Source organism: Ruegeria sp. O4 (assembly GCF_056535125.1).
Genome location: NZ_JBQERO010000023.1, coordinates 1 through 24,836, shown reverse-complemented (window position 1 = coordinate 24,836; position 24,836 = coordinate 1). Strand labels below are relative to the sequence as shown.

The following is a 24,836-nucleotide window of genomic DNA, read 5'->3' as shown; positions in this document are numbered from 1 at the left end:
GCATTTCTCAGGTTATCCACAAAATTCTCCCGCCGGATATCAACATCTTATCCCCGTCTAATTTTCATGCTGCAGTGCTATTTTCTTGTCGGATGCAGGGCGTGGTGCAACAGTCATCTCACCGCACAGGGTCTTCGGAACCGGGGCGGGACGCAAAGGCCAAGGGGGTCTGAGCAGAGGAAGGCGGATCTTAGGATTTGCATTTAACTGCAAAGGCTTACCGGTTGGTGATCAGCCAGATGTGGGTCTCGGACCCAGGTCGGGTGGCCATCTTCTCAAACGGCCAATGCATGTCGCGATGGACCTTAGGGGACAAAGCGGCGGCTGCAGTCTCTCAGGGGGCTGGGGCGACTGGATCGGAGTGCTCCTCGGGGTGCGTCGACCCGGTAAGGCGTCAGGGCGTATCCGTAAGGGTACATGCAAAGACCGCGTCTGCGCACCTGACGCCTTTTCCTTTGCCGAAATTCGGTTTCATACAGGCTACCACTCACCCCTGCCGAATGGGAACGGGGCTCTTCTGCGTGCGCGAAAGAGCCCCGATTTAGTGTCAGATATGCAATGCCGCGTCTATGCACCTGTAGGGCTAGACTACTGCGTGTGGGCGCAATCTTCAACCATATATTGCGTTAGTGTCCGGCTCGCCCGCAAGATAAGCGCGCTTATAGGCTTTCCTGCACGTCCGAAGCTGCGTTCTGGATTGCATCCCCGGCCTTTTCGATATCTTTGCCCGCGCCTTTGGCGGTTTCGCAGGCGGTCAGTGCAAACAGGCTCAGGCCAATCAGAATTACGCGGATCATGTGTGTCTCCTCAGTGCTCGATACGGATTCGGTAGCACCTTTCTCGACACCAAGCCAGAGCTAGCCTCTGTCGTCACCGCAGAACAGCTCGTACACCACTTCAAGCATCCGGCGCGGGCGGTCATCGGCCAACCGGTAGAAGATGGTTTTGCCCTCTCTGCGCGGTATCACAAGCCCCTCCAGACGCAGGCGGGAAAGCTGTTGTGAAACAGCGGCTTGTCTGGCGGACAACAGCTCTTCCAACTCGGTGACAGATTTCTCACCGGAGACCAGGTGACACAGGATCATCAGCCGGCCTTCGTGACTGATTGCTTTGAGGAAGTTGGACGCGCGTGTCGCATTATCGACCATACGATCCAGGTCGTGTTGCGACATGTCCTGAGACAGCTGTGGAAGTGCCATCGAATGTGTTCCTTGTGAACCCGTTGACCGGGCGTAGTTTCCGTTACGTAAAGCTCGTCGCCTGCGAGCCACTTCAGTACATGTTTCGATCAATTATTGCTATATGTATGAATCAAAAAACCGTGATGAAAAAAGGGGAACCCGCAGCCGTTTTCCCCGCAGCCCCTTTAGCGGGGCGCAATCATGGATAGCGTGCAGCTGCGGGACAGCGGCAGGTGTGACAATCTTATTGACGGCGATCCACATTCATTCCGCGTTCTCACCGACACCCCCTTGCAGCCCCCCGGAGCCAACACTAAGACTCAGGTAACACTTGTTGGGATAATGTCCCGATCCACAGCAAAACAGGCAGGTTACGAATGTTCGATCCCGTAGATACCTACATGAATACGCTTGTTCCCATGGTCGTTGAACAGACCAGCCGGGGCGAGCGCGCGTATGATATTTTCTCCCGCCTGCTGAAAGAGCGGATCATCTTCATCAACGGCCCGATTCACGATGGCATGAGCCATCTGATTGTGGCGCAGCTGCTGCACCTTGAGGCGGAAAACCCCAACAAGGAAATCTCGATCTACATCAACTCGCCCGGTGGCGTGGTGACCAGCGGTTTGTCGATTTACGATACAATGCAGTATATCAAGCCGAAATGTTCCACGTTGGTGATCGGTCAGGCGGCCTCGATGGGATCGGTTCTGCTGGCCGGCGGCGAGAAAGGGATGCGCTTTTCGCTGCCCAACAGCCGGATCATGGTGCACCAGCCCAGCGGCGGATATCAGGGTCAGGCCAGCGATATCATGATCCACGCAGCCGAGACGCAAAAGCTCAAGGATCGCCTTTATGATATCTATGTGCGTCATACCGGGCAGACAAAAAAGGCGGTTGAAAAAGCGCTGGACCGTGACAATTTCATGAGCCCGGAAGAGGCCAAGGAATGGGGTCACATCGACGAGATCGTGGAAAACCGCGCAAAAATGGACGCGGATGAGGTCTGAGTTTCGGAGCCTGCACCACCAGTGCAGGAACCATTTTGAGATTGTAGCGGCCAAAGCGCTGGCCTAAGCTGCACGAACAGGCGAAAACGCATTCCCGCCGGGGGTGCTGGGATGAGGCCCGAAAGGTAGATCATGGCGACGAATTCAGGCGGTGACGGGAAAAACACGCTCTACTGCAGCTTCTGCGGCAAAAGCCAGCATGAGGTGCGCAAGCTGATCGCAGGCCCGACCGTTTTCATCTGTGATGAATGTGTCGAACTTTGCATGGACATCATCCGCGAAGAGACAAAGGCCAGCGGGCTGAAATCTTCGGACGGCGTTCCGACGCCCAAGGATATCTGTGAGGTGCTGGACGATTATGTGATCGGTCAAGCCACCGCAAAACGCGTCCTGTCGGTCGCGGTCCACAACCACTACAAACGTCTGAACCACGCCCAGAAAGCGGGCAATGATATAGAACTGGCGAAGTCCAATATCCTGCTGATCGGCCCCACCGGCTGTGGCAAGACGCTGCTTGCGCAGACGCTGGCCCGGATACTGGATGTTCCCTTTACCATGGCCGATGCCACCACGCTGACCGAAGCCGGTTACGTGGGCGAGGATGTGGAAAACATCATTCTCAAGCTGTTGCAGGCCAGCGAATACAATGTCGAACGCGCGCAGCGCGGCATCGTCTATATCGACGAGGTCGACAAGATCACCCGCAAATCCGAGAACCCGTCGATCACGCGCGACGTGTCCGGTGAAGGCGTACAGCAGGCGCTGCTGAAACTGATGGAAGGCACCGTGGCCAGCGTTCCGCCGCAGGGCGGCCGCAAACACCCGCAGCAGGAATTCCTGCAGGTGGACACCACGAACATCCTGTTCATCTGTGGCGGCGCTTTTGCGGGTCTGGACAGGATCATTGCACAACGCGGCAAGGGCTCGGCCATGGGTTTTGGCGCCGATGTGCGTGACAATGACGAGCGCGGCGTGGGCGAGATCTTCAAGGATCTGGAACCTGAAGATCTGCTGAAATTTGGCCTGATCCCCGAATTCGTCGGTCGTCTGCCGGTTCTGGCAACGCTGGAGGATTTGGACGAGGAAGCACTGGTCACCATCCTGACCAAGCCGAAGAACGCCCTGGTCAAGCAATACCAGCGCCTGTTCGAGTTGGAAGATGTTGAGTTGGGCTTTACCGATGACGCGCTGAAGGCGATTGCCAAGAAAGCCATCGAGCGCAAAACCGGTGCGCGCGGCCTGCGGTCAATTCTCGAGGATATCCTGCTGGACACCATGTTCGAACTGCCGGGCATGAAAAATGTCAGCGAAGTTGTGGTGAACGAAGAGGCGGTGATGTCCGACGCGCAGCCGCTGTTCATCTATGCCGATGCGGCCAAGGAATCGGCCTCGGCGGGTTGAGGCCGGTCATTTCGCGGCGGCGGGACTTCAGTTGAACAGGTTCAGGGGGCTCTGCCCCCGCTGCCCTTCGGGCATCTCCCCCGGGATATTTATAGCCAGATGAAGCTGGGGATCCGTCGCTCGCACGCGAAGGCATGCGCAATCAGGCGGCGGGAGCTTAAGCAAGTTTTCGAACAACAAAGGTGACGGGTTATGACAGTGAAGCGCATTTCTTCGGGCGGTGAGTTTGAGGCGAAAGTCGGCTATTGCCGTGCAGTGGTTGCGGGCGGCTGGGTTCATGTCGCCGGGACCGTCGGGCAGGGCGAGGGCGTGGTGGCGCAATGCCGGTCTGCGCTGGATGTCATCGGCAAGGCACTGGCTGAGGCGGGCGCGGGTTTTGAAGATGTGGTTCGGGTCACCTACATGTTGCCGGACCGCAATGAGTTCGCGCAGTGCTGGCCGGTTCTGGCCGAGACGTTTGGCGCCAATCCACCGGCTGCGACGATGATCGAATGCGGTTTGATTGATCCGAAGTACCGGATCGAGATCGAAGTGACCGCCATCCTGCCGCAGTAACACTGGAAGCCCAAGGGGCACTGGACCTTGGCGAGCCTTTGGTCCATACCTTCTCTCGACCGAAATGCCGGAGGCAGCCGATGGGAATCCTGAACAGTCTTTTACGAGCCGTGACCTGGTGGAACGGGTCAACACTGAACACGCAGCTTTATACGGCGCGCAAGGGTGTGAAAGTGGGCGAAGACAATGAAGGCAATGTGTTTTATCGCACCGCCGACGACAGCAGGCGCTGGGTGATTTTCAATGGCGAGGCCGAAGCCAGCCGGGTTGACCCCGAATGGCACGGCTGGTTGCACCGCACCTGGGACGAACCCCCGACCGACAAACCACTGCCGCACAAAGCCTGGGAAAAACCGCATCAGGAGAACCTGACAGGTACGGCGCTGGCCTATGCGCCTGCCGGGTCGCTGCGGCGGGCCAAGCCGGTTGAGCGCAGGGATTACGAGGCCTGGAGCCCGGAATAAACGAGGCGAAGATGTCGACCCATAACTGGACCGAAGTTCTTGTCGGAGGCGTCGTTTTGGCCGGTGCCATCGCGTTTGGCGTTTATGCCAGCCAATCAACCGGCCTGTCGCAAGGTGCTGCGGGCTATGAGCTGGGCGCCTCGTTCCGGTCGCTGGAAGGGGTCGGCGTCGGCACGGATGTCCGTCTTGCCGGTGTGAAAATCGGCACCGTTACCGGGGTCAAGCTGAACCCGGACACCTATCGTGCCGACACGACATTCTCTGTTGCCGAAGGCGTTCTTGTACCCGATGACAGCGCCATCGTGATCTCGTCCGAAGGGCTGTTGGGTGGAAACTTTGTCGAAGTCATGCCTGGCGGTTCGCCCTTCTTTTTTGAACCCGGAGACGAGATTCAGGATACCCAGGGTGCGGTCAGCCTAATCTCGCTGCTGGTCAAGTTCGTAGCCGGAGATGGCGGCGAATGATGCGCGCCGCCCTGATTGCCCTGTTGCTGGCTGGAACCGGCGCCGCCGCGCAGCAGAAAGTCAACTCTGGCCCCGGCGCCATGCTGCGCGGGCTCGACAAAGTCAGTGGCCAGACGGTTGATATCGAATTGCAGACAGGTCAAACCGAAGCTGTGTTCGGGCTGGATGTGGCGCTGGGGGATTGCCGGTATCCGGTGGATAACCCGACAGGCGATGCCTTCGCCTATCTGACCATTTGGGAAACGGGCAAAGCGGATCAGCTGTTTGACGGTTGGATGATCGCGACTTCTCCGGCGCTGAATGCGCTGGATCACGCGCGGTATGACGTTTGGGTCATCCGTTGTATCACGCCTTCTGCGGACTGAGTGATCGGCGCAGCAAAATAGGCGCTCTGGTTCAGGGCTTCTTCCAGTTCTTTCTTGTAAGCCCCACGCGGGATTTCGATCGCCCCAAGGGATGCCAGATGCGCGGTCAGGAACTGCGTGTCAAACAGGTGAAAGCCGGTTTGCCGCAACCGGTCCACAAGATAGGCGAGCGCGATTTTCGAGGCATCCGTGCGGCGCGAAAACATGCTTTCGCCAAAGAACGCGGCCCCCAGCGTCACGCCATAAACGCCGCCCACCAGCGCCGCTCCGTCCCAGACTTCCAGTGAATGCGCATGACCCGATTGGTGCAGCTGGCGATAAAGGGCGTGCAGTTCCGCGTTGATCCAGGTGTCGGACCGGTCAGCGCACCCATCAACAACGCCGGAGAAATCCCGATTGATTGAAATCTCGAACCCGCAGTTCCGGATGCGGCGCGCAAGGCTGCGCGAAATGTGGAACCCGTCCAGCGGAAATATCCCGCGAAACTTGGGATCAACCCAGAACAGTTCAGGATCGTCGCGGTGTTCGGCCATCGGGAAAATACCGATGGAATACCCGTGCAGCAGCAGTTCTGGGGTCAGGCTCATGCCGTTGATAGGGCGACCAGAGGGCGCGGGCCCTCTGGCACTTGGCCCTTATTTTTCCATGTTCTCCGCAAGCCAGCGCTCCAGCCAGTGGATGTTGTACTCGCCGCTGTGCAGATCGGGCTCCTGCAACAGGGCGTGGAACAGGGGCACGGTGGTGTCGATACCGTCGACGATCAACTCTCCCAGCGCGCGTTGAAGACGCGCCAGCGCCTCGGCCCGGTCGCGGCCCTGCACGATCAGCTTGCCAATCAGCGAGTCGTAATAGGGCGGGATCGAATAGCCGTCATAAAGCGCCGAATCCATCCGCACGCCCAGACCGCCCGGCGCGTGATAGGCCGTGATCTTGCCGGGGCAGGGCGAAAAATTCGGTAGCTTTTCTGCGTTGATCCGAACCTCGATGGCGTGACCGTTGATCTTCAGATCGTCCTGACCGAATGACATCGGTTCACCCGCTGCGACCAAAATTTGCTCGCGCACCAGATCGACGCCGAAAATTCCTTCGGTGACAGGGTGTTCCACCTGCAGGCGGGTGTTCATCTCGATGAAATAGAACTCGCCCTTTTCATACAGGAACTCGATGGTGCCTGCGCCGATATAGTTGATCTTGGCCACCGCGTCGGCGCAGATCTTGCCGATCCGGGCGCGCTCTTCGGCGGTGATGCAGGGGCCGGGGGCCTCTTCAAAGACTTTCTGGTGACGGCGTTGCAGTGAACAGTCACGTTCGCCCAAATGCACCGCATTGCCCTTGCCGTCGCCAAACACCTGAATCTCGATATGGCGCGGCGTGGTCAGATATTTCTCGATATAGACCTCGTCATTGCCAAAGGCGGCCTTGCCTTCGGCGCGCGCAGTCATGAAGGCGCTTTCCATCTCGTTCGCGTTCATCGCGACTTTCATGCCGCGCCCACCGCCGCCAGCCGTGGCCTTGATGATGACGGGATAGCCGAATTCCTCACCGATGCGCTTGGCGTCGGCCAGCGTGGGAACGCCACCGTCCGAACCGGGAACGCAAGGCACACCCAGCGCCTTCATCGTGTCCTTGGCGGTGATCTTGTCGCCCATGACGCGGATATGTTCCGCGGTGGGGCCAATGAACGTGATGCCATGATCTTCGACGATCTGCACGAACTCGGCGTTTTCGGACAAAAAGCCGTAGCCGGGATGGATTGCCTGCGCGCCGGTGATCTCACAGGCCGAAATGATCGCAGGCACCGACAGATAGCTTTGCGGGCTGGGCGGGGGGCCGATGCAGACCGATTCGTCCGCCATGCGCACATGCATCGCGTCGCTGTCGGCGGTGGAATGGACGGCAACCGTTTTTATCCCCATCTCGCGCGCGGCGCGGATGACGCGCAGGGCGATCTCGCCTCGGTTGGCAATCAGGATCTTGTCGAACATGGGCCCGCCTTACTCGATGATGACCAGAGGGGTGCCGAACTCAACAGCGTCGCCATCGCCCACCAGCACGCGCTTGATGGTGCCCGATTTGGGGGCGTGGATGTGGTTCATGGTCTTCATCGCTTCGACAATCAGCAGCGTGTCGCCTTCGGACACTGCCGCACCGACGGAAATGAAAGCGGGCGCGCCAGGTTCCGGCTGCATATAGACCGTGCCCACCATGGGCGAGGTGACAGCGCCCGGATGGCTGGCCGGATCTTCGGCGGCTGCAGGGGCCGCCGCGGGGGCTGCAGCCGGTGCCGCAACTGGGGCGGGCGCTGCCGCAGGGACGGCCACCTGAACCGGAGCGGCCACGGTCTGTGTCATACGGCTGACGCGCACGTTCAGGCTGTCTTCTTCGCCATATTCGCGTTTGACCTGCAATTCGGTCAGATCGTTTTCGCGCAGCAATTCGGCCAGAGCCTTGATGAATGCCACATCCGCTTCGTGTTTGGTGTCTGTCATGAGTATCCTCGACGGTTCCCCTTTGGCCCGTCTGTTTCTTGCGGGCTCTGATCAAATTACGCAGGGTTATAGGCTAAGCGGCGGTGCATGAAAAGCGCCGACTCGCACCATCTGGCATGCGTTTCACGCGTAATTTAAAGGGTCGGACGGGTCACAGGGGCATCCCCGATAATTTGGCGACCAGTTCAGACAGCTTTCGTGCGCCGAATTTTTCAAGCAAACGGGCGCGGTAAGCCTCGATTGTGCGGTAACTCAGGCCCAGCTCTGCTCCGATTTCCTTGGCCGACAGGCCGCGGCAGGACAGGATGGCCACTTCGCGTTCACGGATGGTCAGTTCAACCAGCGGTCGTTCCTCGGATATGTCGGAAAAGCTCCAGATACCGTGGCGGAACGGGTCGTCGGGCGTCAGTGACCGGCCCCGGGCGCGGCACCAGAACAGGTCGCCGCTGCGGCGGCGCATGACGCGCTCATCCGTGTAATATCCGGTGCCGCGCATCACCTGCAGGCTGCGTTCGCCAATCCTCTCCCAATCCGCGACCGAAGGGTAAAGGTGCAACAGCGGCATGTTGCGATAGTCGTTCTCTTCTCCGCCAAAGGTGCGGGCAAATTGCAGGTTGCAGCGCCGGATGATCCGGTTTTCCAGCTCAACAAGCCCGATCGGCGCATATTCAAAGGCGGGGTCGCTCATGCGTGTATGGTGCCGGGAAAGCGCGCGAAAATGAAGGGGGGATGCGATGTCTTGCGCCAGATTGACGCCCGAAACCGATGCTGTGGTCTGCGCCAGTTTGTGAAAGTTGTAAATGTCAGCTGAAAAGAAATGATTAACCTGCGGAAAAAGATGCTATAATCTGAAAACGAGCGTGAAATTCGACGGGTCTGAATTCAGGGAAAGTAAGCATGCGCGACACGTTGACAGGCAGTCGCATTCGCGAAAGACGGCAGATTGCCGGGCTGCGGCAGGCCGAACTGGCGCGGCAGGCCGGAGTATCGGCGTCTTATTTGAACCTGATCGAACACAATCGCCGCAGGATCGGGGGCAAATTGCTGGTCGATATCGCGGCGGCGCTGGGCGTTGAACCTTCGGTCCTGACACAGGGGATCGAGGCAACTCTGGTTTCCGCCCTGCGCGAGGCGGCCGAGGATGCGGTCGGGCAGAAGGCCGAGGTTGACGGGCTCGAGGAGTTCGCCGGGCGTTTTCCCGGCTGGGCCGGTGTTCTGGCGCAAATGCATCGCCGTGTCGTGTCTTTGGAGCGGAACGTCGAAACCCTGTCCGACCGCCTTACGCACGACCCGCAACTGGCCGCGTCGATGCACGAGGTTCTGTCAACCGCCGCAGCCATACGCTCGACCGCCGCGATCCTTGCGGATACCCAAGATATCGAGGCCGAATGGCGCGAGCGTTTCCACAAGAACCTGCATCAGGATGCCGAACGGCTGGCAGGCAGTTCCAAGGCGCTGGTGACCTTCCTCGACGAAAGCGACTCGGCGGTTGATCCGCGTGCCGTTCCCCTGGAAGAGGTCGAAGCCTTCTTTGAAGCCCGCGCCTACACGATTTCCGAACTGGAAGACGGGGGTGATGTGGACGCGGTTGACCTGAGCGGGCTCAATACCTCGGCGGCGCGCACCGTTGCGCGCGAAGTTCTCAGGATCTATCGCGCAGACGCGCAGGCGCTGCCGCTGGAGGCCGTCAAAGCGGTTGTTCAGCAGGGTGATCCGAACCCCATCGAACTGGCGCAGCGGTTCTCGGTTGATTTTGCCACCGTCCTCAGGCGCCTGGCCTTTCTGCCAGATGGTATCCTGTCACAACCGGTCGGCATGGTACTGTGCGACGCGTCCGGAAGTATCCTGTTTCTCAAGCCGATTCAGGGGTTTACCTTGCCCCGACACGGCGATGTCTGCCCGCTCTGGCCGCTGTTCACGGCCCTCAGCCGTCCGCTGGTGCCGGTGCGCAAGCAGGTCGTCCTGACCGGAAGGTCCTCGGCCGTGTTCGAATGCGTCGCTTATGCCTGGCCGCATGCGGTGTCGGGATACGATCAGGACCCGGCCTATCGCTCGGTCATGGTGGTGCGCCCGGTCAGGGACCCGTCAGACGGGGTGCCGGTCACTCAGGTCGGGCCAAATTGCCGTGTCTGCCCAAACCGCGATTGCAAGTCCCGGCGCGAGCCGTCGATTTTGAGCGAAGGTTTTTGACACGTTCATGACAGACCGCTTAATCTGGCGGGAACCGGTCTCGGGATGGAAGACCGGTTATGGGAGGAACTGAACATATGAGCCGAAAGGTTCTGCTGATTGAGGACGAACCGAACATCGCCGAGGCTATCCGGTTCCTGCTGTCGCGCGAGGGATGGCAGGTCGAAACGCATGGCGATGGAACGGATGCGGTTCAGGTGATCCAGGGGGCGCAGCCCGATCTGGTCATTCTGGATGTCATGCTGCCGGGCAAGAACGGTATGGATATCCTGCGGGAACTCAGAAAAATGGAGGAACTGGCAGGCTTGCCGGTTCTGATGCTGACCGCACGGGGTCAGTCGCGCGACCGGGAAATGGCCGAAAACGCAGGCGTCAGCCGCTTCATGACCAAACCGTTTTCCAATGCCGAAGTTCTGACAGCCGTGCGTGACCTTCACGCGCAGGCGACGCGCTTATGATGTCCGGCGAGGGCAACAAGACCAAACCACCGGGCACACGCCCCTCGCTTTTTCTGGAACGACAAAGCTATCGTCGTCACAGGTTGACGGATGCCGCCCGGATTTTGCCCTTTCTGGGTGCGGCGCTGCTGGCCCTTCCGTTGCTGTGGCCAGACCCGTCCGGCGGGGATGCGGCGGTGCCCCTGTCTTCGGCGATGTATTACATATTCCTCTGCTGGGGCGCGCTGATCCTGGCCGGGTTTGTCTTTGGGCTGGCCGCCCGCCGCATGGCCGCGCGCGAGGGATCGGACACGGGCGCTGAGTGATGGCCACCATAAACGTTCTGATTCTGGTTTGCCTTGCCTATGTCGTGTTCCTGTTCGCAGTGGCCTTCGCCGCGGATCGCATGGCTGCGGCCGGGCGCGGCAAATGGTTGCGTTCACCCGTGATCTACACGCTGTCCCTGTCGATCTATTGCACCGCCTGGACATTTTATGGCGCGGTGGGCAACGCCGCGCGGTCGGGGCTGGAATTTGTCACCATCTACCTCGGTCCGACGCTGGTGATGGTCGGCTGGTGGTGGGGGCTGCGCAAGCTGGTGCGCGTCGGGCGCAGCCAGCGGGTCACCTCGATCGCCGACCTGCTGTCGTCCCGGTATGGAAAGTCGAATACGCTGGCGGTCTGCGTGACCATTCTGGCGGTGCTGGGCGGCACGCCCTATATCGCGCTGCAACTGCAATCCATTACCCTGTCATTCTCGATCTTTGCCGAGGCTGACCCGTCAGGCCTCTATCGCGAAGGGTCCAGCGTGTTCTGGGTCGCGGCTGGACTGGCCGTGTTTGCCATCCTGTTCGGCACCCGCAATCTGGACGTGAACGAACGTCACCATGGCGTGGTCACGGCCATCGCGGTCGAGGCCGTTGTCAAACTGTTTGCGCTGATCGCCGTGGGCGTTTTCGTGGTGTGGGGGATCGCGGGTGGAATTGGCCCGATGATGGACCGGATCGACGCCTCGGAAATCGGCCAGTGGAACGTCGATGCCGGGCGCTGGACGACGTTCATCTTTCTGTCGGCCGCCGCCTTTATCTGCCTTCCCCGGATGTTTCAGGTGATGGTGGTGGAAAACGATGACGAAGGCCATCTCAGAACCGCTGCCTGGGCTTTCCCGCTCTACCTGCTGTTCATGAGCCTGTTTGTCGTGCCCATCGCCGTGGTCGGACTGGACCTGCTGCCCCAGGGCGCCAACCCCGACCTGTTCGTTCTGACCGTGCCGCTGTCCCAGGGCAATGACTGGCTGGCAATGCTGTCCTTCATCGGCGGGTTTTCCTCGGCAACCTCGATGGTCATCGTCAGTGCGATGGCCCTGTCGACAATGGTGTCGAACCATGTGGTCATGCCCATCTGGCTGAACACGCAGGAAGGCACCGGCTCGGTATCGGGCGATGTGCGTAACATTGTCCTGATGGCACGCCGAGTTTCCATTGCCGCCATCATCGCGCTGGGCTTTTTCTACTACCGGCTGTCCGGGGGCGGTGCGGCGCTGGCCTCGATCGGGTTGATCGCCTTTGCCGGTATCTCGCAGATTCTGCCGGCGCTGGTTGGGGGGCTGTTCTGGCGCAGGGCGACCCGGACCGGGGCGCTGGTCGGGCTGACCGTTGGCTTTGTGCTGTGGATATACACCCTGCTGCTGCCGGGAATGGGCGGCGCGTGGATGCCCGAAACCGTGCTGCAAAACGGCTTGTTCGGCCTTGGCTGGCTGCGCCCTCATGCCCTGTTCGGGATCGAGGGGATCGATCCGATGGTGCATACGGTGATGTGGTCCTTGTCCCTGAACACGCTTGCTTTCTGCGTCGCGTCCCTGCTCAGCTTTCCTAGCCCGTTGGAGCGGTTGCAAGGGGCGCAGTTCGTCAACGTCTTTGATCACTCGGTCGCGCCGCGCGGTTGGTCCGGGTCAGTGGCGCAAAGCGAAGACCTGATGATCATGACGCAGCGCATTCTGGGCACCGGCCCCACACAGGAATTCTTTCAGGCCGAGGCGCAAAAACAGGGTGGCCGTTCGCACCTGCCGGAACCGACGCCGGGCTTTCTCAACCGTCTGGAACGCGAGCTCAGCGGCTCGGTCGGCGCGGCCATGGCCCATGCGATGATCGGCCAGATCGTGGGCGGATCGTCGGTCTCGGTCGAGGATCTGCTGGCCGTGGCCGACGAATCCGCGCAGTTGCTGGAATACTCCGGCCAGCTCGAGGAAAAGTCCTCTGAACTCAGCCGAACCGCACGCCAGCTGCGCGAGGCTAACGCCAAGCTCACCCAGATTTCCGAACAGAAGGACAGCTTTCTGAGTCAGGTCAGTCATGAATTGCGCACGCCGATGACCTCGATCCGGGCGTTTTCGGAAATCATGCGCGACACCGATGGCCTCAGCCGCCAGGAGCAGACCCGCTATGCCGCGATCATTCATGACGAAGCCCTGCGCCTGACCCGGCTGCTCGATGATCTGCTGGATCTGAGCGTGCTTGAAAACGGGCAGGTCAGCCTTAATCTCAGCGATGACAGCCTGCGCTCGGTTCTGGACCGCGCCGTGCCCAGCGCTCTGGCCGGGGCGGACCGAAAGATCACCGTCCGCCGGACCCGCACGGCCGAGCGTATTTTCCTGCATACGGATCTGGATCGGTTGGGGCAGGTGTTCATCAACCTGATCTCGAACGCGCAGAAATATTGCGATGCGGACGATCCGGTGCTGGTCATTTCCGCCCATGATGTCGGCGGGCGGGTCATCGTCGACTTCATCGACAATGGCAGCGGCATCCCACCGGGCGCGCGTTCGATGGTGTTTGAGAAATTTGCCCGCGTGGGCGGCGACAAGGCTGGCGGAGCGGGGCTTGGTCTGGCCATCTGCCGCGAAATCATGCAGCGGCTGGGGGGTGAGATTACCTATCTGCCGGGGCAGGGCGGCGCGGCCTTCCGGATCAGCCTGCCACAGGCCTATCAGCAGGCGGCGCAGTGAAGCGACCATAAAGGACTTGGTAACGCCCGAGGGTGTAAACCGGTTGCCAGGTGCTGGAACAATTGGTGATCGGGCGTCATGTCACAAGATGTCAATGCCGCGTTGGCGCGCAAACTGTCCGTTGGGCAAAAGGATCTGGGGGATCGCCCACGCTCGGTTCTGCGGGCGCTGCGCCTTGGGTTCGCCCGGGCGGCGGGCGACCGGCTGAACCTGCCGCTGGCGGTTATCGGGGCAAAGCAATCCAACCAGTCGCAGGAGGTGCCGGGGGACGCCGCAGGACAGGATTGGCTGCTGTTGGTGTTTGACGGCCCCGAAGGCCGCGCCGCGACCTGTCTCAACCCGAATGCGGTCTCGGCCATTGTTCAGGCCCAGACCATTGGTCAGGTCCTGTCCGGTGATCCCGGCGCACGCACGTTTACTGATACCGACGCCGCCATCGTGGCCCCCTTGATCGAAGCCGCGTTGACCGGTTCCGCCGCTTTGTTCGACGCCTCAAGCGATCAGATTTGCCTTGAAGGGCTGGAATTTACCTCGCGCGCCAAGGATTTGCGCACCCTGTCGCTGGCGATGACGGAAGAAGCGTATCGCATTTTCGAACTGACCGTCGATCTCGCGAACGGAGAGCAGCAGGGCCGCATCTCGGTCTTTCTGCCGGAACATCCTGCCGTCCCGGACGTGGCCGAAGATGCCGGGGAAAAGGTTGATCTGCGTATGGAGCAGTGTTCAGGCGTGATGCGGGCGGAACTGACCGCCGCGCTGTGCCGCATGTCGCTGCCGCTGTCCGACCTGTCCGGAATGCGGATCGGGGACATTCTGCCGTTGCGCGGGGCGCGTCTGGACCGGACCGAGGTTCTGACGATTGACCGGACACGCGCCGGTATCGGTCGCCTTGGGCAATGCGGCGGCCTGCGGGCCGTGCGGCTGAATGAAACCGCTGCACTGCCGGCCCTGACCGGCGCTGACGCGCAGGACTTCATCGCCAGCAAAAGTGGAACACCGCCGCAGGATTATCCGGTTGAACCAGCTGAGCATGATGCGTACGCCCAGACCGTCCCGGCCGGGGTGTCAGATCTGACAGATAGCGATCTGATCGTGAACGATTCCGAACGGATGGTCGCTGAAATCACGCAACTGGCGGGGTTGGCACCCCCGGAGTCCACCAGCTAGGTTGAGGGGCACTCAGCCGCCAGTGCCGCGGATCTGGTCCAGCATGGGGCGCAGATTGTCCAGCTGATACCCGGCTTTGCCGGTCGCACTCAGGATGTCGTCCGTGCTCATGTGGTCGCACTGGCCCAACGCCCAAACCACCGAACACCTCGTGCCCGAGGCGCAATAGGCCAGAACAGGACCACTGCCGTTTTCCGCCATGTCGCGCTGCCGCTTCACGTTCTCAGGCGTCATCGTCTGGTGGGTCAGCTCCAGCACCTCATATTCCATACCGGCGGCCCGCACCGCTTCGCCGATCGCGTCGGATTGCATGGCCGGGGGAACTTCGGCATTGGGCCGGTTGCAGATCACCTTGGCAAAGCCAGCCTCGGCGATGGCCGGAACATCCTCGACCGTGATCTGCGGCGAGACAGCATAGCGGGGGGTAATCTGACGAATCTCCATGCCAATTCCTTAGGCCGCGTTTGCCGCCCTGTCCAGTTGCGCGCCCAGCGGTGGTGCCACGAACATCCCGGCCGCCATTGCAACCAGAAAGACCAGCCCGCCCAGCCCGCCATAGCTCAGCGAGGCCATCGCCGGTCCGGGGCACAGTCCGGCCAATCCCCAGCCCATCCCGAACAGAACCGAACCCACGATCAGCCTGCGATCAACCTCGGGCTTGGCAGGGGGTGGAAAGGCTCCGCCGGTCAAGGCGTTTTGGCGACCTGTTGTCATCCGCCATGCCACAAGCATCGGCAGAATGGCACCGCCCATCACAAAGGCCAGCGTCGGGTCCCAGTTGCCAAACACATCCAGCCAGCCCTGAACTTTTGTGGTGTCTGTCATGCCCGAAATCAGCAACCCGGCGCCGAACAGTGACCCGGCAATCAACGCAATGATAAGACGCATCAGATCACTCCCATCACATGACGCAGCAGCACAAGGGTGACGCCCCCGGCAAGGATATAGAAAACGGTGGCCACGATGCCGCGTAGCGAGAACCGAGAGATACCGCACACCCCGTGCCCCGAGGTGCAGCCGTTGGCGATCCGTGTACCGATACCGACCAGCAGCCCGGCCAGAATGACAACGCCCAGATTGCTGGTAAGATGCGTCTGGGCCTCGGGCGCGATCAACGGGTGCAGAAGAACGGGCATTCCGACAAGTCCCGCAATAAAGGCCAGCTTTTCGGCCATGCTCCCCTTGGCACTGCCATCGACAAGGCCGCCCAGAATGCCGCTTGCGCCCATGATCCGGCCATTGCCCAGCAGGTAGACCGCCCCGGCCAGACCGATCACCAGACCGCCGCACAGCCCCCAGATCCACTCAATATTCATGTGGGAATTCCCTTTGTGATTTGTTGTGCCCGCGTCACAGCTTGTTGACCGGCAGTTTCAGGAAAACATCGCCCTGTTCATCCGCCGGGGGCATCTGACCGGCCCGCATGTTGACCTGCAAAGACGGCAGGATCAGGCGCGGCATAGCCAGCGTGGCGTCCCGCGCGTCGCGCATTTCCACGAAGTCTTCGATGCTGCGCCCCTGTCCGATATGGACGTTCAGCGCCTTCTGCTCACCCACCGTTGTCTCCCACGCGTATTCGTCGCGGCCCGGTGCCTTGTAATCATGCCCGACATAGATGCGGGTATTGTCCGGCAGCGACAGAATCTTCTGGATCGACTGGAACAGTGTGGCCGACGATCCTCCGGGAAAATCGCAGCGCGCCGTGCCGAAATCGGGCATGAACAGCGTGTCACCAACAAATGCCGCATCGCCAATCACATAGGTCATGCAGGCCGGTGTGTGGCCGGGGGTGTGCAGCACGTCGCCCCGCATCTGGCCGATGTGAAAACTGTCGCCTTCCTTGAACAGCGCATCAAACTGGCTGCCATCGCGCTGAAACTCGGTTCCTTCGTTGAAAACCTTGCCGAACGTGTCCTGCACGGTGACGATCTGATCGCCAATCCCGATCTTGCCGCCCAGCTCCTGTTGCAGATAGGGGGCCGCCGACAGGTGGTCGGCATGGACATGGCTTTCCAGAATCCACTCGACCTTAAGGTCCTGCGCGCGCACAAAATCGATGATCTTGTCCGCCGAGGTTGTCGACGTCCGCCCCGAGGCATGGTCGAAATCCAGTACGCTGTCGATGATGGCACAGGCCCGTCCCTGAGGTTCATGAACCACGTAGGAAACCGTAAAGGTCTGCTCGTCAAAAAACGCTTTCACTTTCGGTGTCATGATCTTCTCCGTTTCGGTCTCGCATATCATATATGTGAATTGGAATGTGATGCAATATCGAACCTGAATTTGATGCCGGTCAAAGCAACCGCTGTAATTCTGGCTTAATCTTTAACCTATCCGCGTCAGATTGCCGAAACTTCGACCATGGCAGGCAATTTCCCGCACAAGGCTACGATATTATCTGCGGGTCGTAATCCCGTTACGTATATTGGGGATACTGGCGCCACTTGGGAGGATAGTTATGACACCGACTGGTCTTTATTCCGAAGCCGAGCAGCTTGAACGTAAGCTTGTGAACGCGGGTCTGGAAACGCGTTTGGCGCTTCAGCCGAGTGTGAGTAAGATTGTTGACCGGATGCGGCAGCAGGGGATGGAGGTGCCTTCGCGCCTGCGTCGTCTGGATGCGGCCTTGTGCGAAGATGCGATTGAAGCGCAGTTTGATAACTTGCCGGTGTGAACCGGATGGTCATCCAAGGGAAATCCCGAGGATGACCAGCATCAATCCAAGCACCGACAGAAACAGCGAGGCCAGGTTCCAGGGCAAGACCCCCTGAACCACCGCGCGCAGCTCGTCATCCGACAGACCGGCCTTGCGCGCCCGCATCACGCGAAGAATGCACCAGACCAGACCGGCAAGCCCGGCCACAGACAGGGCTGCACCGCCCCAGGTGATGAATTCAAACATGGTTCCCCGCATATCCTCGTGACCTGATCACGCGCTTAACGGATCGGTTGGGGTCATACAAGTGCGCCAGCCCATTGGGTGCTTGCGACCCGGGCGGCAGCACTGTATCCGGCATTCCACACCAGGGTTTCAGCCTCTGGGGCAGGCGTGTTTCGAAGGTGCTCCCGTTGATCGGGCCACCGCCGTTCACCGCCAGCCGCAGGCTGACCTCTTCTGGTTGCAGGTCCATAACCGGGAACAAAAAAGATGAGCATGTCTGAAGAAGCAGAAGCAAATTACAAGGTCACCGCGGGCGAGCTGCGCCAGTTTGTGGAACGTATCGAGCGCCTTGAGATGGAAAAGAAAGACATCGCCGACCAGATCAAAGAGGTCTACGCTGAAAGCAAGTCGCGCGGTTATGACGTAAAGGCCCTGCGCAGCATCATTTCGCTCAGAAAAAGGGACAAGGATGACATCGCCGAGCAAGAGGCCGTCATCGAAATGTACAAAGAAGCGCTGGGCATGACCTAAGCCCGACCGTCACGAAACGACCTATGGCTCTGGAATGGGTTCAATGCCCTGAAAGAGCCGCTGGCCGGGGGGATGCAACGGGCGCGCAGCGGCTCCCCTTGCCAAGCGCATGGTACTACCACGCGCAGCGCTCGACGCCTCCGGGCTGTATCGAACCGCCCATAAACCAAACGCGCACCACAAAAGTCTCTGACACGCCAATAGCCAAAGACGCCGGAACACCCAAACCCTTCCGGATAAAAGCGCGCTTTTTCGCAGGAATATGAAGGATGGTGCTGCTGGAGAGAATTGAACTCTCGACCTCTCCCTTACCAAGGGAGTGCTCTACCTCTGAGCTACAGCAGCGCTGTGGGCGGGTGATTAGACTCAAACGAAACGCGGCGCAAGGGTGTCTGGACGGTTTTTTTCGCCTCCTGTAGAGAAAGATCATGACGGATAAAAATTCACCCAAAAAACAAGGTAAACCCGGCGATGCGCGCGAGGCGCGGCTGAAGGCGGCGCTCAAGGCCAACATGGCGCGTCGCAAGGCGCAGGCCAAGGCGCGCGCGGCCGCGGGGGACAAGCCTGACAAGGACGAGGGATAAGAGCAGATGGATTCGATTCTGGTAACGGGCAACGGCCCGCTGAACGGTCAGATACCGATTGCGGGGGCCAAGAATGCGTGCCTGACGCTGATGCCCGCAACATTGTTAAGCGAAGAACCGCTGACGCTGACCAATGCGCCGCGGCTAAGCGACATCAAGACCATGACCGCGCTGCTGCAATCGCTGGGGGCCGAGGTGTCGTCGTTGCAAGACGGTCAGGTGATTGCAATGTCCAGCCACAGCCTGACCAGCCAGACCGCCGATTATGACATCGTACGCAAGATGCGCGCCTCGAACCTTGTGCTGGGTCCCTTGCTGGCGCGGTTCGGGCAGGCGGTTGTGTCACTGCCGGGCGGTTGTGCGATCGGCGCCCGTCCGATGGACCTGCATGTCGAAGGGCTCGAGGCGCTGGGCGCCGAGATCGAGCTGAAGGACGGCTATCTGCACGCCAAAGCTCCGGGTGGTCTGAAAGGGGCCGTGCATCAGATGCGCTTTGCCTCGGTCGGGGCCACCGAAAATATCGTCATGGCCGCCACGCTGGCCAAGGGCACCACGGTGCTCAAGAACGCCGCGCGCGAGCCCGAGATCGTCGATCTGGTTGAATGCCTGCGCAAGATGGGGGCGCAGATTTCGGGCGAAGGTACCCCGACCATCGAAATTCAGGGCGTCGATCGCCTGCACGGGGCCACACATCAGGTTGTCACCGACCGGATCGAGCTGGGCACCTATATGCTGGCCCCGGCGATTTGCGGTGGCGAGGTCGAACTGCTGGGCGGTCGCATGTCACTGGTCGAATCCTTTGCGGCCAAACTGGATGCGGCAGGTGTCAGCGTTTCGGAAACCGCAGGCGGCCTGAAAGTGGCGCGCAAAAACGGGCGCGTGCGCGCGGTGGATGTGGTGACCGAACCTTTCCCCGGCTTCCCGACCGACTTGCAGGCGCAGATGATGGCGCTGATGTGCACGGCTGAGGGCACCTCGGTTCTCGAAGAACGCATTTTCGAAAACCGTTTCATGCACGCCCCCGAACTGGTGCGCATGGGCGCGCAGATCGAGGTGCATGGCGGCACCGCCACGGTGACCGGCGTCGAGCGACTGAAAGGCGCACCGGTGATGGCGACTGACCTGCGGGCTTCGGTCTCGCTGATTCTGGCAGGGCTTGCGGCAGAAGGGGAAACAACGGTCAGCCGGGTCTATCATCTGGACCGCGGATATGAACATGTGGTGCGCAAGCTGGAAGGCGTGGGTGCAAAGATTGAACGGATCAAGGGCCAATGACAGACGCAAGTTTTGAAGACGGGCGCGAGGCGCCGCTTAATCTGGGGGCCGAGGATGCAGATGACCTTCAGGTGATCTCGACCCTCGCGCAGGATGCCGTGTTTCCGGTGACCGAGATGAAGTGGCAACCGGCGCAGCGCCGCTTTGGCCTGCTGCTGAACCGCTTTCGCTGGGAAGACAAGGATGCCGCCGCCCGCCGCGACCGCCCGTTTGAACGGGTGCAGTCGGTGCTGGTCTTCGGTTCGGTTCTCTCGGTGTCCAGTCAGGGCATTGATCGCGGTGACACCGACATGATCATGTCGCTGATGTCGGTCGTTTTCGAACCCGGCGAGGATGGCGCGGGCCATGTCCTGCTGACGCTGGCCGGTGACGGCGCGATCCGCCTGACGGTCGAGGCGCTGGATGCCACCCTCAAGGACGTCACGCGCCCTTATCAGGCCCCCTCCGGTCAGGCCCCGTATCATCCCGAATAGATGCAAAACAAGCGCGGCATATCTCAGGCGTTTTCGAAGGTGCCCGAAGGTGTCACTCTGCGTCGCGCCACCGTTTTCGACGTTTTCGACATCAGTCGGGTTCTGATCCGTTCGATCACGCAGCTCTGCGGGGCCGATCATCAGGGTGACCCGCAGGCCATCGCGCAATGGACCGATAACAAGGACCCGGCCTCGATCCGGGGCTGGATCAAACCTGGATCGCAGATCTGGCTGGCTGAACGGGCCGGGCAGGTGGCCGCCGTAGGCGGTTTGTTGGAAACCGGAGAGATCACTCTGCTTTACATCGACCCGGATCATAAGGGCTGTGGTCTGGGGGCGGCGGTTTTGAATCGGCTGGAACGGGAACTGCTCGCGGCGGGATGTTCCTCAGCCTCGCTTGAGGCAACAAAAACCGCGCAGGATTTCTATCTGCGCCACGGCTGGCAGGCTACCGGCCGGTGCTGCGGCCACGGGGATCTGTCCTGCTTTGCCATGCACAAATCGCTGCACCCCGTGGGCTGAGGGTTGAGGCCGCGCGCTCCGGGCGATATGTCCCAATGCGCAACGCCCGGAGTGCCAGATCATGCCCGTTTTCCTTGATACCACATCGCCCGATTTCGAACCCGCCTTCCGGACCCTGCTCTCGGCCAAGCGCGAGGACAGCCCGGATGTGGATGCGGTTGTGGCGCAGATCATCGAAGACGTACGCAACCGGGGTGACGCGGCGGTGATCGAACTGACGGCCAAATTCGACCGGCTGACGCTGACGCCCGAAACGCTGGCCTTCAGCGCGCAGGAGATCGCAGAAGCGGTGGCGCTGGTCGGGGCCGAAGATCGCACGGCGCTGGAACTGGCTGCTTCCCGTATCCGGGCCTATCACGAAAGGCAATTGCCCGAGGATCAGGAATGGACGGATGCAACGGGCGCAACACTCGGCTGGCGCTGGTCTGCCGTCTCGGCCGCGGGGCTTTACGTGCCGGGTGGGCTGGCATCGTACCCGTCATCGGTGCTGATGAACGCCATCCCGGCCAAAGTGGCCGGTGTGGAACGGCTGGCAATCGTGGTGCCCACGCCCGACGGGCAGGTGAACCCGCTGGTGCTGCTGGCGGCACAGCTGTCGGGTGTGGACGAGGTCTATCGCATCGGCGGCGCGCAGGCCGTGGCGGCGCTGGCCTACGGCACCGACACCATCGCGCCGGTCGACAAGATCACCGGACCGGGCAACGCCTTTGTCGCCGCCGCCAAGCGGCGCGTCTTTGGCAAGGTCGGCATCGACATGATTGCCGGCCCCTCGGAAATTCTGGTCATTGCCGACAAGGACAACGACCCCGACTGGATCGCGCTGGACCTGCTCAGCCAGGCCGAGCATGACGAAAGCGCGCAGTCGATCCTGATCACCGATGACGCCGCATTCGGCCAATCCGTCGCGCAGGCGGTCGAAAAACGGCTGGAAACCCTGCAACGCCGCGCCATCGCCGGGGTCAGCTGGCGCGACTACGGCGCGGTGATCACCGTGCGCAACCTGGACGAGGCCGCGGCCCTGTCCAACCGCATTGCCCCGGAACATCTGGAACTTTGCGTGGCCGACCCGCGCGCGCTGAGCGAAAAAACCATCCACGCCGGAGCCATCTTTCTGGGTCAGTACACACCCGAAGCCATCGGCGACTACGTCGGCGGTCCCAACCACGTGTTGCCCACCGCCCGCTCGGCACGGTTTTCGTCTGGCCTCAGCGTGATGGATTTCCTCAAACGCACCACGCTTAGTCAGATGACTCCCGAAGCCCTGCGTGCCATCGGCCCTGCTGCCGAACAGCTGGCGCAATCGGAAAGCCTCGAGGCGCATGGCCTCTCGGTCACCGCGCGCCTGAACCGCCTGAATGGCTGAAATGACGCAAAGACCGGGCGCATATGGCGTTTCTGTGCGTTGCTCGCCGAATATCATTGTTATAGGTCTGTGCTGACGCAAGGAATGTGACTGTAAAGATGACCCGCATCTCGCATATCGAACTGGATGATAGAAATCTGCCGCCGCCCACGCCCGAGATCGAGCAGGAGCGCAAGGTCGCCATCTATGATCTGCTGGAAGAAAACAGCTTCTCGCTGCCCAAACGCGACGACCGCGTTGTGCCCGAGGGCCCCTATCACCTCCAGCTTTCGATCCGCGACAAACGGCTTGTCTTCGACATTGAAACCGAGGCCAACGAAAAAGCGGCCGAGTTTCACCTGTCGCTCGGCCCCTTCCGGCAGGTGGTCAAGGATTACTTCCAGATCTGCGAAAGCTATTTTGACGCGGTGAAATCGCTGCCACCCAGCCAGATCGAAACCATCGACATGGCCCGCCGGGGTATCCACAACGAAGGCAGCCGTGTTTTGCAGGAACGGCTGGAAGGCAAGGCAGATGTCGACACCGACACCGCCCGCCGCCTGTTCACGCTGATCTGCGTTCTGCATTTTGGGGGCTGACGCGTGAAGCCTCTGCCGCAGTCGGTCCTGTTCTGTTGCGACCACAACGCGGTTCGGTCCCCGATGGCCGAGGGGCTGATGAAGAAATTCTATGGCACCGGCACCTATGTTCAGTCCGCCGGTGTGCATAACGATCTGGAAATCGACGGCTTCAGCATCGCGGTCTGCCACGAGGTCGGCGTGGAACTGTCCCGCCACCGGTCGCGCTCCTTCGACGAGATGCAGGAATGGGGCGATGACCTCAGCTCGTTCGATCTGGTCGTGGCGCTTTCACCCGCCAGCCAGCGTCAGGCGCTGGAACTGACCCGTGTTTTTCACCTCGATGTCGATTATTGGCCAATAATGGACCCTACCGGGATGGGCGAGACCCGCGAACAAAAGCTACATCACTACCGACAGACCCGCGACCAGATCATTCAGCATCTGAAAGACCGCTGGGGCGAACCAACGGAGGGGACATGAACCAGACCGTCAAAACCTATTTCGATGCCTTCAACGCCGGTGACGTCGATGGCATGCTGGCCTGCCTGTCCGATGACGTGGCCCATCACGTGAACGAAGGCCAGATTCGCGTCGGCAAGGACAAGTTCGCCGCCTTTTGCGCCCATATGAACCGCTGCTACCGCGAAAACCTGACCGACATCGTTGTGTTCGAGGCTCAGGGCGGCACCCGCGCTGCGGCCGAGTTCATCGTCAACGGCACCTATCTGGAAACCGACGAGGGCCTGCCCGACGCGCACGGCCAGACCTACCGCCTGCCTGCCGGGTCGTTCTTTGACCTCAGGGACGGCAAGATCACCCGCGTCACCACTTTCTATAACCTTGCAGACTGGACCAAACAGGTCTCGAATGGCTGACGTCAGTGACGTCCGCCCCCTGACCGGAGCGGCACTCGGGGCCGCTCTGGATGATGTCGCCCGCCTGCGGATCAGGGTATTTCACGCCTGGCCCTATCTCTATGACGGCGATCTGGAATACGAACGCAAATACCTGCAATCCTACCGCGACAGCGACCAGGCCATCGTGGTCGGCGCCTTCGATGGCGACCGCCTGATCGGCGCCTCGACCGGTGCGCCGCTGACCGACCACGCCGACGATTTCGCCGCGGCCTTCGCAGACACCGGGCTGGACCTGTCGCAGATCTTCTATTGCGCTGAATCCGTCCTGCTGCCGGACTATCGCGGGCAGGGCGTCGGCCACAAATTCTTCGACACGCGCGAGGGGCACGCCCGCGAACTGGGCTTTGCCAAATGCGCCTTTTGCAGCGTGCAGCGCCCCACCGACCACCCCCTGCGCCCAGACCACTACCGCCCGCTGGATACCTTCTGGCGCGCCCGCGGATACAAGCCCTTACCCGGCGCAATCGCCCAATTCTCGTGGAAGGATATCGGGGAGGAGGGAGAAACGCTGAAGCCGTTGCAGTTCTGGATGCGGGATCTGTAGGGTTCGGGTTGGGAAGGTGGAGCAGGGTTTTTCTGTGTGTTGCCGGAAGTGATTGTTCCGTGCAGCAGACATTCACCGCCTTCGCAAAATCGACTGCCTCAAATGGCAGCAATGCGCAGGGAGTGGCCTTTGGAAAGTTGGGTTATTCACCTGCGAGCCGTGCTTGTGAAATTTTCCTGGCTTGTTAATTTGAACCATGAGCAGAGAAGACGAGCACGATGCATTTGCGCCAAAAATCGGTGACTACGTATGGCCGACACCTGCAGCGCCGAGTAACGCCCTTGAGCAGATGGTGGCCGAAATTCTTGCTGAGAAATATGACAGGGAAACCATTATCAGATTGATGATTTTCCCATTGGGTCCGGAAGCTGGACCTGTCCCGTTTTTGTGCCGCCCCAAGTGCTCGTTTAAGCCACTTTCCTTTCGAATGCGACGGGGCTTTTCCAGCCCAATGCTGAG

35 protein-coding genes and 1 tRNA gene are annotated in these 24,836 nt (G+C 60.6%); 23 read left to right on the top strand and 13 right to left on the bottom strand.

The window, feature by feature from the left end; translation table 11 throughout:
- Positions 1-659: 659 nt before the first annotated feature.
- Together ACR0J7_RS18300 and ACR0J7_RS18295 are read right to left on the bottom strand one after the other, a co-directional pair.
- Positions 660-797 carry an entericidin A/B family lipoprotein gene (locus ACR0J7_RS18300; protein ID WP_209505735.1) on the bottom strand — a complete coding sequence of 46 codons (138 nt, stop codon included), beginning with the start codon at positions 795-797 and terminating at the stop codon, positions 660-662.
- A 60-nt stretch (positions 798-857) separates the two neighbouring features.
- The gene (locus ACR0J7_RS18295; protein ID WP_480900242.1) at positions 858-1,199 is read right to left on the bottom strand and encodes an ArsR/SmtB family transcription factor; all 342 of its coding nucleotides are present in this window, start codon (positions 1,197-1,199) and stop codon (positions 858-860) included.
- 359 nt (positions 1,200-1,558) lie between these two features.
- Here ACR0J7_RS18295 and ACR0J7_RS18290 point away from each other — a divergent pair, with 359 nt between their 5' ends.
- The 6 genes from ACR0J7_RS18290 to ACR0J7_RS18265 all read left to right on the top strand — a co-directional run bounded on the left by ACR0J7_RS18290 (position 1,559) and on the right by ACR0J7_RS18265 (position 5,440).
- The gene (locus tag ACR0J7_RS18290; protein ID WP_480484514.1) at positions 1,559-2,191 is read left to right on the top strand and encodes an ATP-dependent Clp protease proteolytic subunit; all 633 of its coding nucleotides are present in this window, start codon (positions 1,559-1,561) and stop codon (positions 2,189-2,191) included.
- 132 nt (positions 2,192-2,323) lie between these two features.
- Positions 2,324-3,592: an ATP-dependent Clp protease ATP-binding subunit ClpX gene (clpX, locus tag ACR0J7_RS18285; protein ID WP_209505741.1), complete on the top strand. Its 1,269-nt coding sequence runs from the start codon at positions 2,324-2,326 to the stop codon at positions 3,590-3,592.
- A gap of 192 nt (positions 3,593-3,784) precedes the next feature.
- Positions 3,785-4,147: a RidA family protein gene (locus ACR0J7_RS18280; RefSeq protein ID WP_480773892.1), complete on the top strand. Its 363-nt coding sequence runs from the start codon at positions 3,785-3,787 to the stop codon at positions 4,145-4,147.
- 80 nt (positions 4,148-4,227) lie between these two features.
- Positions 4,228-4,611 carry an NADH:ubiquinone oxidoreductase subunit NDUFA12 gene (locus ACR0J7_RS18275; RefSeq protein WP_267364687.1) on the top strand — a complete coding sequence of 128 codons (384 nt, stop codon included), beginning with the start codon at positions 4,228-4,230 and terminating at the stop codon, positions 4,609-4,611.
- An 11-nt stretch (positions 4,612-4,622) separates the two neighbouring features.
- On the top strand, positions 4,623-5,075 hold the full coding sequence (mlaD, locus tag ACR0J7_RS18270; RefSeq protein WP_480488409.1) for an outer membrane lipid asymmetry maintenance protein MlaD: 453 nt from the start codon (positions 4,623-4,625) through the stop codon (positions 5,073-5,075).
- A complete protein-coding gene (locus ACR0J7_RS18265; RefSeq protein ID WP_480488407.1) occupies positions 5,072-5,440 on the top strand; it encodes a DUF2155 domain-containing protein in 369 nt (122 codons plus the stop codon). Before mlaD ends, ACR0J7_RS18265 begins: the two co-directional genes overlap by 4 nt.
- Here ACR0J7_RS18265 and aat read toward each other — a convergent pair.
- The 4 genes from aat to ACR0J7_RS18245 form a co-directional block, all read right to left on the bottom strand.
- Positions 5,386-6,027, bottom strand: a complete 642-nt coding sequence (gene aat, locus ACR0J7_RS18260) for a leucyl/phenylalanyl-tRNA--protein transferase (protein WP_480870708.1) — start codon at positions 6,025-6,027, stop codon at positions 5,386-5,388. The two genes, ACR0J7_RS18265 and aat, sit on opposite strands and share 55 nt — an antisense overlap.
- Before the next feature lie 48 nt (positions 6,028-6,075).
- Entirely contained in the window at positions 6,076-7,425 is a 1,350-nt protein-coding gene (gene accC / locus ACR0J7_RS18255; protein ID WP_480488403.1) for an acetyl-CoA carboxylase biotin carboxylase subunit, read from the bottom strand.
- A gap of 9 nt (positions 7,426-7,434) precedes the next feature.
- The gene (gene accB / locus ACR0J7_RS18250) at positions 7,435-7,929 is read right to left on the bottom strand and encodes an acetyl-CoA carboxylase biotin carboxyl carrier protein (RefSeq protein WP_480915189.1); all 495 of its coding nucleotides are present in this window, start codon (positions 7,927-7,929) and stop codon (positions 7,435-7,437) included.
- 151 nt (positions 7,930-8,080) lie between these two features.
- Complete coding sequence (locus tag ACR0J7_RS18245) at positions 8,081-8,617, bottom strand: LuxR C-terminal-related transcriptional regulator (RefSeq protein WP_209505755.1); 537 nt, start codon at positions 8,615-8,617, stop codon at positions 8,081-8,083.
- Between the two features lie 209 nt (positions 8,618-8,826).
- Between ACR0J7_RS18245 and ACR0J7_RS18240 the strand changes: the two genes are divergently transcribed.
- The 5 genes from ACR0J7_RS18240 to ACR0J7_RS18220 all read left to right on the top strand — a co-directional run bounded on the left by ACR0J7_RS18240 (position 8,827) and on the right by ACR0J7_RS18220 (position 14,727).
- Positions 8,827-10,119, top strand: a complete 1,293-nt coding sequence (locus tag ACR0J7_RS18240) for a helix-turn-helix domain-containing protein (protein ID WP_480915187.1) — start codon at positions 8,827-8,829, stop codon at positions 10,117-10,119.
- 77 nt (positions 10,120-10,196) lie between these two features.
- The gene (locus ACR0J7_RS18235) at positions 10,197-10,577 is read left to right on the top strand and encodes a response regulator transcription factor (protein WP_480484506.1); all 381 of its coding nucleotides are present in this window, start codon (positions 10,197-10,199) and stop codon (positions 10,575-10,577) included.
- Entirely contained in the window at positions 10,574-10,882 is a 309-nt protein-coding gene (locus ACR0J7_RS18230) for a hypothetical protein (protein WP_209505761.1), read from the top strand. Before ACR0J7_RS18235 ends, ACR0J7_RS18230 begins: the two co-directional genes overlap by 4 nt.
- The gene (locus tag ACR0J7_RS18225; protein WP_267364699.1) at positions 10,882-13,560 is read left to right on the top strand and encodes a sensor histidine kinase; all 2,679 of its coding nucleotides are present in this window, start codon (positions 10,882-10,884) and stop codon (positions 13,558-13,560) included. The genes ACR0J7_RS18230 and ACR0J7_RS18225 overlap by 1 nt, the downstream gene beginning before the upstream one ends.
- Positions 13,561-13,638: 78 nt before the next feature.
- Positions 13,639-14,727, top strand: a complete 1,089-nt coding sequence (locus tag ACR0J7_RS18220; protein ID WP_480495070.1) for a FliM/FliN family flagellar motor C-terminal domain-containing protein — start codon at positions 13,639-13,641, stop codon at positions 14,725-14,727.
- 12 nt (positions 14,728-14,739) lie between these two features.
- Here ACR0J7_RS18220 and ACR0J7_RS18215 read toward each other — a convergent pair whose 3' ends face one another.
- Genes ACR0J7_RS18215 through ACR0J7_RS18200 form a run of 4 tightly spaced genes read right to left on the bottom strand, consistent with a single transcriptional unit; the run spans position 14,740 to position 16,941 of the window.
- Entirely contained in the window at positions 14,740-15,171 is a 432-nt protein-coding gene (locus ACR0J7_RS18215) for a protein tyrosine phosphatase family protein (protein WP_267366616.1), read from the bottom strand.
- 9 nt (positions 15,172-15,180) lie between these two features.
- On the bottom strand, positions 15,181-15,615 hold the full coding sequence (locus tag ACR0J7_RS18210; protein WP_209505770.1) for a DUF6691 family protein: 435 nt from the start codon (positions 15,613-15,615) through the stop codon (positions 15,181-15,183).
- Entirely contained in the window at positions 15,615-16,043 is a 429-nt protein-coding gene (locus ACR0J7_RS18205) for a YeeE/YedE family protein (RefSeq protein WP_209505772.1), read from the bottom strand. Before ACR0J7_RS18205 ends, ACR0J7_RS18210 begins: the two co-directional genes overlap by 1 nt.
- Before the next feature lie 34 nt (positions 16,044-16,077).
- Positions 16,078-16,941: an MBL fold metallo-hydrolase gene (locus tag ACR0J7_RS18200; RefSeq protein WP_209505774.1), complete on the bottom strand. Its 864-nt coding sequence runs from the start codon at positions 16,939-16,941 to the stop codon at positions 16,078-16,080.
- 244 nt (positions 16,942-17,185) lie between these two features.
- Between ACR0J7_RS18200 and ACR0J7_RS18195 the strand changes: the two genes are divergently transcribed.
- Positions 17,186-17,401 (top strand): hypothetical protein, encoded by a 216-nt coding sequence (locus tag ACR0J7_RS18195; RefSeq protein WP_209505776.1) that lies wholly within the window; start codon positions 17,186-17,188, stop codon positions 17,399-17,401.
- Between the two features lie 9 nt (positions 17,402-17,410).
- Here the strand turns inward: ACR0J7_RS18195 and ACR0J7_RS18190 are convergent, their stop codons facing one another.
- Positions 17,411-17,629, bottom strand: coding sequence for a hypothetical protein (locus ACR0J7_RS18190; protein WP_209505778.1), 219 nt, complete (start codon positions 17,627-17,629; stop codon positions 17,411-17,413).
- Complete coding sequence (locus tag ACR0J7_RS18185; RefSeq protein ID WP_480900230.1) at positions 17,622-17,858, bottom strand: hypothetical protein; 237 nt, start codon at positions 17,856-17,858, stop codon at positions 17,622-17,624. The genes ACR0J7_RS18190 and ACR0J7_RS18185 overlap by 8 nt, the downstream gene beginning before the upstream one ends.
- Positions 17,859-17,875: 17 nt before the next feature.
- Between ACR0J7_RS18185 and ACR0J7_RS18180 the strand changes: the two genes are divergently transcribed.
- Positions 17,876-18,139 (top strand): DUF2312 domain-containing protein, encoded by a 264-nt coding sequence (locus ACR0J7_RS18180; RefSeq protein WP_209505782.1) that lies wholly within the window; start codon positions 17,876-17,878, stop codon positions 18,137-18,139.
- Between the two features lie 270 nt (positions 18,140-18,409).
- Here the strand turns inward: ACR0J7_RS18180 and ACR0J7_RS18175 are convergent.
- Positions 18,410-18,484: transfer RNA gene (locus ACR0J7_RS18175), tRNA-Thr, on the bottom strand.
- Between the two features lie 83 nt (positions 18,485-18,567).
- On the opposite strand from ACR0J7_RS18175, the gene ACR0J7_RS18170 reads away from it, so the two are divergent.
- The 10 genes from ACR0J7_RS18170 to ACR0J7_RS18125 all read left to right on the top strand — a co-directional run.
- Entirely contained in the window at positions 18,568-18,723 is a 156-nt protein-coding gene (locus ACR0J7_RS18170) for a hypothetical protein (RefSeq protein ID WP_209505784.1), read from the top strand.
- A 6-nt stretch (positions 18,724-18,729) separates the two neighbouring features.
- On the top strand, positions 18,730-19,998 hold the full coding sequence (murA, locus tag ACR0J7_RS18165) for a UDP-N-acetylglucosamine 1-carboxyvinyltransferase (RefSeq protein ID WP_480507463.1): 1,269 nt from the start codon (positions 18,730-18,732) through the stop codon (positions 19,996-19,998).
- Positions 19,995-20,471: a DUF2948 family protein gene (locus tag ACR0J7_RS18160; protein ID WP_480560300.1), complete on the top strand. Its 477-nt coding sequence runs from the start codon at positions 19,995-19,997 to the stop codon at positions 20,469-20,471. The genes murA and ACR0J7_RS18160 overlap by 4 nt, the downstream gene beginning before the upstream one ends.
- On the top strand, positions 20,472-20,993 hold the full coding sequence (locus ACR0J7_RS18155; RefSeq protein WP_480495062.1) for a GNAT family N-acetyltransferase: 522 nt from the start codon (positions 20,472-20,474) through the stop codon (positions 20,991-20,993).
- A gap of 61 nt (positions 20,994-21,054) precedes the next feature.
- On the top strand, positions 21,055-22,356 hold the full coding sequence (gene hisD / locus ACR0J7_RS18150; RefSeq protein ID WP_480915184.1) for a histidinol dehydrogenase: 1,302 nt from the start codon (positions 21,055-21,057) through the stop codon (positions 22,354-22,356).
- 98 nt (positions 22,357-22,454) lie between these two features.
- Entirely contained in the window at positions 22,455-22,934 is a 480-nt protein-coding gene (locus ACR0J7_RS18145) for a UPF0262 family protein (protein WP_480520976.1), read from the top strand.
- Positions 22,935-22,937: 3 nt separating this feature from the next.
- On the top strand, positions 22,938-23,396 hold the full coding sequence (locus tag ACR0J7_RS18140) for an arsenate-mycothiol transferase ArsC (protein ID WP_209505795.1): 459 nt from the start codon (positions 22,938-22,940) through the stop codon (positions 23,394-23,396).
- Positions 23,393-23,791: a ketosteroid isomerase-related protein gene (locus ACR0J7_RS18135; protein ID WP_480488382.1), complete on the top strand. Its 399-nt coding sequence runs from the start codon at positions 23,393-23,395 to the stop codon at positions 23,789-23,791. Before ACR0J7_RS18140 ends, ACR0J7_RS18135 begins: the two co-directional genes overlap by 4 nt.
- Complete coding sequence (locus ACR0J7_RS18130) at positions 23,784-24,377, top strand: GNAT family N-acetyltransferase (RefSeq protein ID WP_480900226.1); 594 nt, start codon at positions 23,784-23,786, stop codon at positions 24,375-24,377. Before ACR0J7_RS18135 ends, ACR0J7_RS18130 begins: the two co-directional genes overlap by 8 nt.
- Positions 24,378-24,573: 196 nt before the next feature.
- Positions 24,574-24,836: hypothetical protein (locus ACR0J7_RS18125; protein ID WP_480915181.1), on the top strand; the 263-nt coding region annotated here is incomplete at its 3' end.